This is a genomic window from Exiguobacterium flavidum (genome assembly GCF_003344535.1).
GTDB lineage: Bacteria > Bacillota > Bacilli > Exiguobacteriales > Exiguobacteriaceae > Exiguobacterium_A > Exiguobacterium_A flavidum.
Map to the genome: position 1 here is coordinate 1 of NZ_QPKS01000006.1, position 12650 is coordinate 12650.

At 53.1% G+C, this 12650-nt stretch carries 9 protein-coding genes; 1 reads left to right on the plus strand and 8 read right to left on the minus strand.

Annotation, left to right across the window (positions count from 1 at the left end; genetic code table 11):
* Positions 1 to 69: 69 nt before the first annotated feature.
* Positions 70 to 1622 (plus strand): IS3 family transposase gene (locus DFG60_RS06935; RefSeq protein ID WP_232818602.1). Its coding sequence is split into 2 segments (ribosomal slippage): positions 70 to 706 and positions 706 to 1622, totalling 1554 coding nucleotides; the frame shifts between segments, so codons are not numbered across the junction.
* A gap of 65 nt (positions 1623 to 1687) precedes the next feature.
* On the opposite strand, the gene DFG60_RS06940 is transcribed toward DFG60_RS06935, so the two are convergent.
* The 8 genes from DFG60_RS06940 to DFG60_RS06975 form a co-directional block, all read right to left on the minus strand.
* Positions 1688 to 2647 carry an ABC transporter permease gene (locus DFG60_RS06940; RefSeq protein ID WP_114571026.1) on the minus strand — a complete coding sequence of 320 codons (960 nt, stop codon included), beginning with the start codon at positions 2645 to 2647 and terminating at the stop codon, positions 1688 to 1690.
* Positions 2647 to 3720, minus strand: a complete 1074-nt coding sequence (locus DFG60_RS06945) for an ABC transporter permease (protein WP_114571027.1) — start codon at positions 3718 to 3720, stop codon at positions 2647 to 2649. The genes DFG60_RS06940 and DFG60_RS06945 overlap by 1 nt, the downstream gene beginning before the upstream one ends.
* Positions 3717 to 5246 carry an ABC transporter ATP-binding protein gene (locus DFG60_RS06950; protein WP_114571028.1) on the minus strand — a complete coding sequence of 510 codons (1530 nt, stop codon included), beginning with the start codon at positions 5244 to 5246 and terminating at the stop codon, positions 3717 to 3719. Before DFG60_RS06950 ends, DFG60_RS06945 begins: the two co-directional genes overlap by 4 nt.
* Positions 5247 to 5314: 68 nt before the next feature.
* Positions 5315 to 6385 carry a BMP family lipoprotein gene (locus DFG60_RS06955; RefSeq protein ID WP_114571029.1) on the minus strand — a complete coding sequence of 357 codons (1071 nt, stop codon included), beginning with the start codon at positions 6383 to 6385 and terminating at the stop codon, positions 5315 to 5317.
* Between the two features lie 125 nt (positions 6386 to 6510).
* Positions 6511 to 7230 (minus strand): GntR family transcriptional regulator, encoded by a 720-nt coding sequence (locus DFG60_RS06960; protein ID WP_114571030.1) that lies wholly within the window; start codon positions 7228 to 7230, stop codon positions 6511 to 6513.
* A gap of 215 nt (positions 7231 to 7445) precedes the next feature.
* Positions 7446 to 8453, minus strand: coding sequence for a BMP family lipoprotein (locus tag DFG60_RS06965; protein WP_269801294.1), 1008 nt, complete (start codon positions 8451 to 8453; stop codon positions 7446 to 7448).
* Positions 8454 to 8741: 288 nt separating this feature from the next.
* The gene (locus tag DFG60_RS06970; protein WP_114571032.1) at positions 8742 to 10868 is read right to left on the minus strand and encodes a DNA translocase FtsK; all 2127 of its coding nucleotides are present in this window, start codon (positions 10866 to 10868) and stop codon (positions 8742 to 8744) included.
* A 68-nt stretch (positions 10869 to 10936) separates the two neighbouring features.
* Positions 10937 to 12601, minus strand: a complete 1665-nt coding sequence (locus DFG60_RS06975) for a ribonuclease J (protein ID WP_114571033.1) — start codon at positions 12599 to 12601, stop codon at positions 10937 to 10939.
* Between the last annotated feature and the right edge of the window lie 49 nt (positions 12602 to 12650).

Here is a 12650-nt window from a genome sequence, read left to right on the forward strand (position 1 = left end):
ATGATAAGCTCCCTCATAAGTAAACAGTTGAAACAATAAAACTGTCTGCTTATGAAGGGAGCTTTTCCTATGTCTAAAAAACGGCATACCGCGCTAGAAAAGATGAGAGCCATCCGAGCATATGAAGAAGGAACTGGAAGCATGGCCGCGATCGCGTCGCAGTTCGGAATCTCGCTAGACACACTCAAAGAATGGAGAAGCGTATACCGAAACGGCGGCCTTACGGCGCTCGAACCCCGCAAAAAATGGACGGGCTACACGACAGAGCTGAAACATCGAGCCGTACGCGACGTCCTGGAAGGTCGTGAATCCATTCGGAGCGCGACAAAAAAGTATGGTATCTCCGGCAAGAGCGTGTTGAAGAACTGGATAACGCAATATAATGGTCATAGAGAAATCAATGAGAGAAAGAGGCGAACCTCTATGACCAAGGGAAGACAGACGACGTTCGAGGAACGGATCGAAGCGGTGCTCGACTGCATCGGGAGAGGAAAGGACTACCATGGGACGGCAGAGACCCATCGGGTCTCGTATCAACAAATCTATAGCTGGGTCCGGAAGTACGAGAAAGACGGACCAGACGGCTTGATGGACCGGCGGGGACGCACGAGGATGGATGAGGAATTGACGGCGGAGGAACGCCACGCCATCGAGAAGAAGCGACTCGAGCTTGAAAACGAACGTCTCCGCGCGGAGATCATGTTCCTAAAAAAGTTAGAGGAAATCGAGAGGAGGCGAAACTGAGCCAAGTCCGAAACATGGACAAGTACGAGGCGATCCGGAAATTCACAGGTAAGACCTGTTTGTCGATCAATCGTCTATGCGACATCGCGGGTGTCTCGCGCGCCGCCTATTATAAATGGATGAGGTGTGTGCCTTCGGCTCGCGAGGTGGAGAACAAAGCCATCGTCGAGGAGATGCGGACGATCCATGAAGCGGTCGACGGTACCTACGGCTATCGTCGGATGCGTTTGAACCTGAAGCGTCGTTTCGGCAGAAACGTCAACCACAAGCGTGTACGCCGGCTGATGCGCATCGCAGGGCTTCGCTGCGTGATCCGTCGGAAGCGGGCGCAGTATATTCGGCATCCTGCGCAGCAGACAGCTGAGAACCTTCTGAACCGGGATTTCCGTGCGGACGCCCCGGACCAGAAGTGGGTGACTGACGTCACGGAGTTCAAGTATGGGGCTTCGAAGAAGGCCTATCTGAGCGCGATCCTCGACCTGTACGACGGGTCGATCCGCTCCTACGTGATCGGGCACGCGAACAACAACCAGCTGGTCTTCGATACGCTCGACATCGCCATCGCGGGCTCCCCCGGAGCCCGTCCCCTCCTCCATAGCGACCGCGGCTTCCAGTACACGTCCCATGCGTTCCGCTACATGACAGGAAAAGCGGGAATCACACAGAGCATGTCCCGCGTCGGGAAGTGCATCGACAACGGACCGATCGAGTCGTTCTGGAGCGCCCTCAAATGCGAGAGGTACTATCTGCATAAGTACGAGACGTTCGACGAGCTTCGTCATTCGATCGAACAATACATCGAGTTCTACAATCACGAACGATACCAGCAACGATTAAACGGCCTCAGCCCGTTGGAGTACAGGGCTGAGGCCGTTTAAAGGGTTTTCATTTTTACGACTGTCTACTTGACAGGGAGCTGTTCAGGAAGAGAGGATTTTTTCGTTTACCGTTTTCCTTTGATGTAAGGTACACCGACTGCTTTAGGTGCATCTGCCCGACCGACGACACCTGCGAGGGCGAGGATCGTCAAGAGGTATGGTGCGATCAGCAAGTAGACTTGCGGAATCTGGTCGAGGACCGGAAGCTGCTGACCGATGATCGAGATCGCCTGGGCGAATCCGAAGAAGAGGGCAGCGCCCATCGCACCGACCGGATGCCACTTACCGAAGATCATCGCAGCGATTGCAAGGAACCCTTGTCCGAGGATCGTCGTCAGGCTGAAGTTCAATGAAATCGATGTCGCGTAGACAGCGCCGGCGAGTCCGCCGAATCCGCCCGAGATCATGACGCCGATGAAGCGCATCTTGATGACGCTGATCCCCATCGTATCGGCAGCCATCGGATGTTCGCCGACCGAACGGAGACGAAGTCCGAACGGCGTCTTGAAGACGACGTACCAGGCAACGAACGCGAGGATGATCGCGATGTAGGAAGTATAGTAGATGTTCGCGAAGAACATTTTAAGCACCGGGATGTCGGAGAGGAACGGGACGTTCTCCTTCGAGATCCGGTTCGGAATCGAATCTGTCTGCCCTTTGTCATACAACGCACGTACGAGGAAGATCGTAAGACCTCCCGCGAGCATGTTGATCGCGACACCAAGTACCGTCTGGTCTGCCCGGAACAAGATGGCAGGGACAGCGAGGAAGAGCGAGAACACGACACCGGCAGCGATCGCGATCAACATCGCGATCCAAGGACTGGCTGCGCCTAGCCCCATCTTTGAAAGCGTAAGGGAAGAGACGATCCCGACGAATGCGCCCATGATCATGAGACCCTCGAGGGCGATGTTGACGACGCCGGACCGTTCACTGAAGATGCCGCCTAGAGCTGCAATGATCAGCGGAGCCGAATAGGCAAGCGCAATCGGCACGATGATATAGAGTACTTCAAGAAAGCCCATTATTTACCGGCTCCTTTCGATGTTTTCGCCATGTCCTTCTTCGTCGTGAAGCGGTCGATCACGAGACGGATCGCATAACCTGAAGCGACGAAGATGATGATGAAGGCGATGATGATTTTGATGAGTTCAGGAGGAATACCGACCTGTTGCATCGAGAGACCACCGATGTTGAGTCCTGCGAACAGGAGTGCCGCAAGGACGACCCCAATCGGGTTGTTCGCTCCAAGAAGCGCGACGGCGATCCCGTCAAAACCGACCCCCGTGAATGAAGCATTGAGCGTCATGTTCTGGAACGTACCGAGCCCTTCCATCGCTCCCGCAAGGCCGGCGAACACACCTGAGATGACGAATGAGAGGACGATGTTGCGCTTGACGCTCATACCAGCGTACTCAGCAGCACTCTTATTGAAACCGACGGCACGAAGTTCATATCCAAGCGTCGTCTTCCACAGAATGAACCAGAAGACGGCGGCTGCGAGGACGGCGACGAAAATCCCGTTGTGCAGGCGTGAGAAGTCCGTCAGCTCTGAGAGGAACGTCGAAGCGAGCGAAGCCGACTCTTTGACCGTCTCCGTCCGTTCGTTCGTGATGCCGATATACCTGCGCAAGATGTCATTCGTCAAATAAAGCGCGATGTAGTTCATCATGATTGACGTGATGACCTCGTGGACATGGAAAACAGCTTTTAGTACACCCGGAACAGCTGCCCAGAGTGCTCCAGCCAGTCCTGCGCCGATCAGCGCGAGCGGGAGGTGGATTGCAGTCGGCAGGTCGAACGAAATACCAATCCAGACGGCGACCATCCAGCCGACGAGCACCTGGCCTTCGACCCCGATGTTGAAGAGTCCTGTGCGGAACGCGAACGCGACCGCTAGCCCTGCGAAGATGAGCGGCGCAGTCGCACGAAGCGTCTCGCCGATGCTATATGGCTCTCCGAAGATGCCGTAGTAAAGCTGATAGAATCCTTCTCCTGCGTCGTAGCCCCCTGCGATCATCACGATCGCACCGACCGCGATTCCGAGGATGATCGACAGGATCGGGATCAGGATTCCATAGAAACGTTCGAGCTTCATACTTGATCTGCCCCTTCCTTCTTACCGCCGGCCATCAGGAATCCGAGTTCGAGCTCATTCGTCTCTTTCGGATCGCGATAGGCGACGATCTTACCTTCATAGAGAACGGCGATCCGGTCTGATACGTGAAGGATTTCTTCGAGTTCGAAGGAAATCAACAGCACGGCACGCCCTTTTTCGCGTTCTTCGATCAATTGTTGGTGAATGAATTCAATCGCTCCGACATCAAGCCCCCGTGTCGGTTGCGCAGCGACCAGGAGGTCCGGTGAACGGTCGACTTCACGGGCGATGATCGCCTTCTGCTGGTTACCCCCGGACAATGCGCGGGCGAACGTGTCGACGCTTGGTGTTCGGACGTCAAACTTCTCAATCAATTTTTTAGCTTTCTCGGCTACGGCGTTATAGTTCATGATCCCGCCCTTGGAGAAAGGTTTTTTGTAGTAGGTTTGAAGGACCATGTTATGCCCGATCGAATAGTCGAGTACGAGTCCGTGTTTGTGACGGTCTTGCGGGATGTGCCCGATTCCTGACTCCGTGACCTTGCGCGGTTTTAAGTTGGTGATAGGTTTATTATTAAGATAAACTTCTCCACTATACGGTTTACGAAGTCCAGTGATCGCCTCGATCAATTCCGTCTGACCGTTGCCATCGATACCGGCGATTCCGACGATTTCTCCGGCTCGCACGTTCAAATCGAGTCCACGAACGGCTTCTACGCCACGGCTGTCTTTGACGACCAGGTTTTTGACATCGAGTACTGATTCTTGTGGATTTGCCTTGGAATACTCCGCATCGAAGTTTACTTCACGTCCAACCATCATTTCCGCCAGGCGGTTCTCAGTCATCGTTTCGTCGATATCGACCGTCCCGATGTATTTACCACGGCGAATCGTCGTACAACGGTGCGCCACCGTCTTGATCTCCTTCAGCTTGTGCGTGATCAGGATGATCGATTTCCCTTCGCTGATCAGTCGGTTCATGATCTGGATCAACTCTTGGATCTCTTGAGGCGTCAACACGGCAGACGGCTCATCGAAGATCAAGATATCCGCGCCGCGATAGAGCGTCTTCAAAATTTCGACACGCTGCTGCATACCGACAGAGATATCCTCGATTTTCGCATCCGGGTCAACTGCCAGCCCGTACTGCTCGGAAATCTGACGCACTTTCTCACGTGCAGCTGCACGATCGATTTGAAGGCCTGATTTCGGTTCTGCCCCGAGGATGATGTTTTCTGTGACAGTGAAGTTTTGAACGAGCATGAAGTGCTGATGCACCATCCCGATTCCAAGATCGTTCGCGACGGTCGGACTCGTGATTTCCACTTTCTCTCCGCGTACGCGAATCTCTCCAGCCTCAGGCTGATACAGACCAAACAAGACGTTCATCAGCGTCGATTTTCCGGCACCGTTTTCACCAAGTAATGCGTGAATCTCACCTTTCCGAAGCTGGAGCGTGATATTATCATTTGCGACGAAATTGCCAAACTCTTTACGTATGTTCAGCATCTCAATGACGTATTCCAAGAAAATCCACTCCCATGTTTAGTTTAAAAGGGGAGGCCGCAGCTCGCGACCCCCGCTCCCTTAATGAATTATAGCGACGCTTCGTATGCTTTATACTCGTCGTCTGTAGCTGGCACTTTGATCTCGCCATCCATCATTTTCTTCTTGTACTCATCGACTTTAGTCAAGATGTCTTCCGAGATGTTGTCTTTCGAAGGAGCGATATCTACACCGCCGTCTTGAAGACCGAACTCGACGATCTTGCCGCCTGGGAATTTGCCGTCCTTCGTATCTTTCGCGACTTTCTCGACCGCGATGTCTACGCGTTTGACCATCGACGTAAGTGTGACGTTCTCAGGCATACCTTCTTCGACTTGGTCACGGTCAACACCGATGACCCAAACCTCTTCACCGTTCTTCTTACGGTTCTTCGCTTCCGTGAAGACCCCTACACCAGTACCGCCAGCAGCGTGATAGATGATGTCAGCCTTCTTGCCGTACATACCTGAAGCGATTGCTTGTCCTTTTTCAGCTGCGTTGAAGTCTTCAGCATATTGAACGAGTACTTCTGCTTCCGGGTTTACAGCCTTGACGCCTGCTTTGAAGCCACTTTCGAATTTCTTGATGAGGTCAGAGTTGACTCCGCCGACGAAACCGACTTTGTCAGTCTTCGTCGTAAGACCTGCTACGACACCTACGAGGAACGAACCTTCTTGTTCCTTGAAGACGATCGAAGCGACGTTCGGCTGCTCGACGACCATGTCGACGATTGCGAAGTTGTTGTCTTTGAACTGAGTCGCAACTTTGTTGATGTCTTCAGCCATCAAGAAACCGATACCGAGGATCAGATCGTACTTCGCACGAGCAAGTTGCTGCAAGTTCGGCTGGTAGTCCGATTGTTTAGCAGACTGGAGGTACTTGTAGCCAGTGCCTTCCTTCAAGTCGTTTTCCTTACCGAACTTCGTAAGACCTTCCCAAGCCGATTGGTTGAACGATTTGTCGTCAACGCCGCCAGTATCTGTTACCATACCGACTTTGAAGCTGTCTTTTTCGCCGCCTGAACCGCCGTTAGACTCTTTTTCGTCTCCACCGCAAGCTGCGAGGACCGAGCTCATTGCAAAACCTGTTGCCGCTAAAGCGAGAAGTGATTTCTTTTTCATGTGAAGTGTTCCCCTTTCGAATATGGTCATGCAAGTTCTTGCTACGTCAAGCACCCGAGGCTGGTGATGTGGAAGCGTTATAACCAAGTAGAAAGCGCTTTCAGGGGAATCCCCGAAAACAATCGTTACACACGCTTACGAATGACATGGAAGTCGAATTTGTCAGCGCGGAAATAATTCGCTGAGAAGAGCACCGCACGGTCGAGCTCATCGTAATGCGTCTGTCGCAAGACGAGCAGTGGTTGATCCGTATGTAGCTGTTCAGCGATTTTTGCATCGATGCGCGGCTCGATGTGCGTTACCGCGTGTGTGACGCGGCGCCCGACTTCCTTTTCCAGCGCGTCGAAGAGCGACGTCGAGGAGAACAGCTGGGCTTCATTTTTAATATAATGACTAGGAATCTTATCTACGCAGTATACGACCGGCACATCTCCTGCGAGACGAATCCGTTCGATCCGGTATACCAACTCTCCCGGAGCAAGTTGAAAGCGCTCTCGGTCGCGGTCAGTCGGTTCCACCAATTCGGACGACAAGACTTCAGAACCTGGAACCATACCTGCTCGGGAGATCATCTCCGTCACGCTGTAGAGTTCTTCGATTCCAGAAGCAAAAGGTGGACGTGCGTTGATAAAAGTACCGACACCGTGTTTACGGATGACGATATTCTCGTCTTCAAGAATTCGTAATGCCTCTCGAAGAGTTGCCCGGCTTACGCCAAGCTGCTTTGAAAGTTCAAACTCTGAAGGTAATTTCTCGCCTTCCTTGTAAACGCCGCCATCAATGTCGGACTTGATTTTTTCAATCACGCGTAAGTAAAGCAAACGATGATCTAATTTAATCGACATGACGCATCTCCATCCTCTATCTAGTTGTAACCAGTGCTCAGACTTCTGACGTATGAGAACTCCAGCCAAGATAAGTATATGACGCAACAACTCATCCTGCAATCTTTTTGTAACATGTTAGAAGTCTGACTTCTGGCGCTTTGTAACCCTTTTCATCATTACATAAAATAGGAAGAAAATAGGGCATTCGTATCAGGAATGCCCTATTCATCACCTTACCTTTCCGGGACCGAGATCTTTCCTGAGATGACGTCTTCCTTCGCCTTCTTCAGTTCGTTTCGAATCTCGTCAGACAACATGTCCGACGAAACGACATCGACGCCGTCTTCCTTCATGCCGTAACGTAACGTCTCGCCGCCTTTAAGCTCTCCTGCCTTCGCCTTACCTGCGACATCCGCGACAGCACGGTCGACACGCTTGACGACTGAAGTCAACGTGACGCCTTCAGGCATCCCCTCTTCGGTCTGATCACGGTCTACACCGATGACGTAGACGTCTTCACCGTTCTTCTTACGGTTTTTCGCTTCAGTGAAGATGCCATTCCCCGTTCCGCCCGCCGCGTGGAAGATGACGTCAGCTCCCTTACCGTACATGCCTGCAGCGATCGCTTGACCCTTTTCGGGTGCCGCGAAGTCCTCAGCGAACTGGACATCGACCTGGATGTCCGGATTGATTGATTTCGCTCCTGCGATGAAACCGGCGCGGAACCGTTCGATGACGTCCATCTGCATCCCGCCGATGAAACCGACGTGATCCGATTTCGTCTGCATGGCAGCTGCGATTCCGGCAAGGTATGCCCCTTCGTTCTCTTTGAACGTGATCGACGTGACGTTCTCGCCTTCGACGACGTTATCGACGATCGCGAATTGCGTGTCCTTGAACTGGCTCGAGACCGTCTTGATATCCTCGTTGAACGTGTTACCGATACCGAAGACGAGATCTGCTCCGCCTCGCGCAAGGCGCGACAAGTTCGGTTGATAGTCCTGTTGCGCCTTCGATTGAAGGTAGGAGTATCCTTCGCCTTCTTTAACTCCCTCTTTCTCGCCGTATGCCTTCAGGCCTTCCCAGGCCGACTGATTGAATGATTTGTCATCGATGCCGCCTTTGTCCGCGACCATCGCGACTGAGAACCCTTCGTTCTTCTTTTCTCCGCCATCGCCACACGCAGCCAGTCCGGCAGTCGACACCGCCAGCGCAGAGAACAACACCATCTTATTCTTCATCATTCTGATTTCCCCTCCCGTGATAACGCTTTCATTATCTGTTTGTTAAAAAAGCGCTCTCAGCCCGTCAAATATTTTCTTCTCTTACTCGAGAGTATGACAAACCGTAACTTGAGATTCAACAGACGTCTGACATCTAAATATGTTTTTTTATGCCATTTATTTTTCTTACAGGCCATGTATAGGTTTTCAAACCATTTTTATATCTCTTATTTTTGCTTATTCCCCAATTCATCCCATATTTTTTGAAACAAAAATACGTTCACACGAGTTCGTGTGAACGTATAATCACGTACCGATGACGCGCCTCGGTTTCGACCCTTCCGACGCTCCAATCAAACCGTTCGCTTCAAGTGAATCGATCAGGCGGGCCGCCCGATTATATCCGATGCGATACTTGCGCTGAATCATCGAGGTCGAGACCGTTTCTTGTGTCAGCGTATACTGGACGACTTCATCGTAAAGCGGATCGTCTGATTCCGCCTCGCCTTCCGGCACGTCCTTCGGTATCATCGCCTCGACATACTGCGCCTTCTGTTGCGAGATGACGTGGTTGACGATCTTCTCGACCTCTTCGTCGGACAGGAAAGCTCCTTGGACACGAACCGGCTTGTTCATCCCATTTCCGAGCAGCAACATATCACCGCGCCCAAGCAGTTTGTCTGCTCCGCTCGTATCAAGGATTGTCCGCGAATCCGTGCCGCTCGAGACACTGAAGGCGATCCGTGACGGGATGTTCGCCTTGATGACGCCGGTGATGATATCGACACTTGGCCGCTGTGTCGCGATGACCATATGGATGCCGGCAGCACGCGCCATCTGTGCGAGACGCATGATCGCATCCTCGACTTCACTCGATGCGACCATCATCAGGTCGGCGAGTTCATCGACGATGACGACGATATACGGCAAACGTTGGTGCACTTTCTCATCCGCGTTCATCTTGTCGATCAGCTGGTTATAGCCTTCGATGTTCCTGACACCGTTCTGACTGAAGATCTCATAACGGCGCTCCATCTCTGAGACGACCTGCTTCAATGCTTGAGCCGCCTTCTTCGGATCCGTCACGACAGGTGCTAGTAGATGAGGAATGCCGTTATAGACGTTCAACTCGACCATCTTCGGGTCGATCATCATCAATCGCACCTCATCCGGCCGCGCCCGCATCAGGATCGAGACGATCATCCCGTTGATACAGACCGATTTACCGGAACCGGTCGAACCGGCGACGAGGACGTGAGGCATCTTATTGAGTTTCGCCGTCACCGTTTCACCCGAGATGCTTCGTCCGAGCGCGACGAGTAGCCGGTCCGGATCAGTCTGGACGCTTTCCGCTCCGAGCACTTCACGGAGCGAGACCATTGCGACCTCGCGGTTCGGCACCTCGATGCCGACTGCCGCCTTCCCTGGAATCGGTGCTTCGATACGGATGTCCTTCGCGGCAAGCGCGAGGGCAAGGTCGTCCGCGAGACCTGTGATCCGGCTCAGCTTGATTCCCTGGTTCGGTTCGATCTCATACTTCGTCACACTCGGTCCGAGATGAATCTTCAATACCTTCGCGCCGATTCCGAACGAACGAAGTGTCGCAATCAACTTTGTCGCGTTGTCCTTCAAGCGCTTGTTTTCACCAGACAAGTCCTTCGCCACCGGTTCAGCGAGCAAGTCGAGTGAGGGCAGCTGGTAGCCGTCAGGTGTCTCTGTCATCGTCAAAGGACCGATCGGCTCCTTCGCCTGCGGCTCGACATGATCGGCGAAGCCGATGATCGGAACGTCCTGAATGCTCGTGATTGGATCTTCCGGCCCCTCGGCGGCCAAGTCCTTCTCCTCGGTCAGCCGCACTTCAGGTTTGTTCCGCTTTTTCTCCTTTGGTGCTTCCATCCGCTTCGGTTCGACTGTTGGTCGGTTGCGGTAATCCTCGATCCGTTCCCGCGCACCGCTTCCTAGATCCGAGTAGAACGATGGACGGAGCACATGGACGGAGAACCCGATCAAGAAGAGCCCGATCAGAAACGTCCCGAAACTCGAGATATAATAGTCGGACTGGAGATAGAGCAGACCGTTCAAGCGTCCTCTAGGCTCCCCGAGCAAGAGGTCAAGCCAAATGAAGAGTCCGAGCGCAAGGAGCGACCAGGCCGCCTTGTCCCGCCGTTCAAGCGACGACAATGCCAGGAGACCGCCTCCCCCGATCAGACCGTAGAGCAATGAGCCGAACTGGCCGACGAGTGAATCGGCGAATCGCGAGAGCGAGGCCCCGAACTCCCCGAACTTCCCTAATGCCAGAAGATAGAGCAACAGGAACAGGATCGACCCGATCCAGAGATATGTACGAACAGGTATCGGCGCCTTTTTCTTCTTTTGCGGAGCGCGCCTGCTCGGCGCCTTCTTCCGCGGTTGACGCTTCGTTGTCGTCGCCACACCAAGACCCTCCTTTTCAAAAAAACGACTCAGTCGACCGTTACGGTTTCCTGAGTCGCAGTCATTTGTCAGATTTCCATGATGATCGGCAAGATCATCGGGCGGCGTTTCGTCTGTTCATAGAGGAACGCGCTGAGCTTGTCACGGATGAGTGATTTCATCTCCGTCCAGTCAAGCTCGCCATTCAGCTTACCGTGCAGCTGTTTCGCGACGATCCGGTTTGCTTCGTTGATCATCTCTTCTGATTCGCGCATATAGACGAATCCGCGTGAGATGATCTCTGGTCCTGAAACGATCGTCTTGCCTTTTCTGCTGATCGTCAACACGCAGAGCACGACGCCGTCTTGTGACAGGAGACGGCGGTCACGGAGGACGATGTTCCCGACGTCACCGACGCCGATTCCGTCGATCAGCACGTTTCCTGCGTTGACTTTACGAGTCATGCGCGCCTTTCGCTTCTCGAACTCGACGACATCACCGTTCTCGACGATGAAGATGTTGTTCGCGTTCACGCCGACCGTCTGTGCGAGACGGCTATGCGCCTTTTGCATCCGGTATTCTCCGTGGATCGGCATGAAGAACTTCGGTTTGATCAAGTTGAGCATCAGCTTCAAATCCTCGGCAGACCCGTGGCCTGATACGTGGACTTTACGTTGGTTATAGATGACGTTCGCACCGGCGCGGAACAAGAGGTCGATCGTCTTCGAGACGGACTTCTCATTACCCGGAATCGGCGTCGCGGCGATGACGACCGTATCATTCAAACGAATGTTGACCTGCTTATGGGCATTGCGCGCCATGCGCGTCAGTGCGGCCATCGGCTCCCCTTGCGAACCTGTCGTCAGGATGACGACCTGATTGTCGTCAAGTCGATTGACTTCTGACAGTTCGATCAGCGTCTTCGGCTTGAAACGAAGATACTTCAGCTTTTCTGCCACTTCGACGATGTTGACCATACTGCGGCCGACGACCGCGACTTTACGGTTGTTGGCCTCTGCAGCAGTGAACACCTGTTGCAATCGATGGACGTTCGATGCGAACGAAGCGACGAGGACACGGCCCGGTGCCTCGTAGATGACATCATTGAGCTCGGAGCCGACGATCGATTCCGAACCGGTCATGCCCGGACGTTCCGCGTTCGTCGAATCTGACAACAGGCAAAGTACTCCTCGCTGACCGATGGCCGCGATTTTGCCGAAGTCGGCTTGTTTGCCGTCGACTGGCGTGTAATCGAACTTGAAGTCCCCAGTGTGGACGATCGCTCCTTGGGACGTTTGGATACAAATCCCGACCGCGTCCGGAATCGAGTGGTTGACCCGGAAGAACGTGACGAAATGTCCTGCAATCGTCAGCTTCGTCTTCGCATCGATGACGCGAAGGTCTGCCCGTTTAAGTAGCCCGGCTTCCTTCAACTTGATCTCGATCAGGCCGAGCGTCAAACGAGTTCCATAGACCGGTACTTTCAAATCGCGCAGCACGTAGCTGAGCGCCCCGATATGGTCTTCATGACCATGTGTGATGAAAATCCCTTGAATCCGTTCCTTGTTTTCTTTTAAATAACTGATGTCTGGAATGACTTTGTCGATTCCAAGCATCTCATCTCCTGGGAACATGAGTCCAGCATCGATAACGAAGATGTCCTCGTCGAGTTCGACGACGTACATGTTCTTACCGATTTCACCGGCGCCACCAAGAGCAAAGACGCTTACTTTTTCCGTCTTCTTCTTTGACACGACATGACCTCCTATTTTTATTCACTTTTCGTGAGCCGTCCACATATCA

Bases quoted from the DNA above. Each gene is read 5' to 3' on its own strand.
- DFG60_RS06965 (WP_269801294.1), bottom strand. From the start codon at position 8,453: ATGAAGAATAAGATGGTGTTGTTCTCTGCGCTGGCGGTGTCGACTGCC.
- DFG60_RS06940 (WP_114571026.1), bottom strand. From the start codon at position 2,647: ATGGGCTTTCTTGAAGTACTCTATATCATCGTGCCGATTGCGCTTGCC.
- DFG60_RS06955 (WP_114571029.1), bottom strand. From the start codon at position 6,385: ATGAAAAAGAAATCACTTCTCGCTTTAGCGGCAACAGGTTTTGCAATG.
- DFG60_RS06945 (WP_114571027.1), bottom strand. From the start codon at position 3,720: ATGAAGCTCGAACGTTTCTATGGAATCCTGATCCCGATCCTGTCGATC.
- DFG60_RS06960 (WP_114571030.1), bottom strand. From the start codon at position 7,230: ATGTCGATTAAATTAGATCATCGTTTGCTTTACTTACGCGTGATTGAA.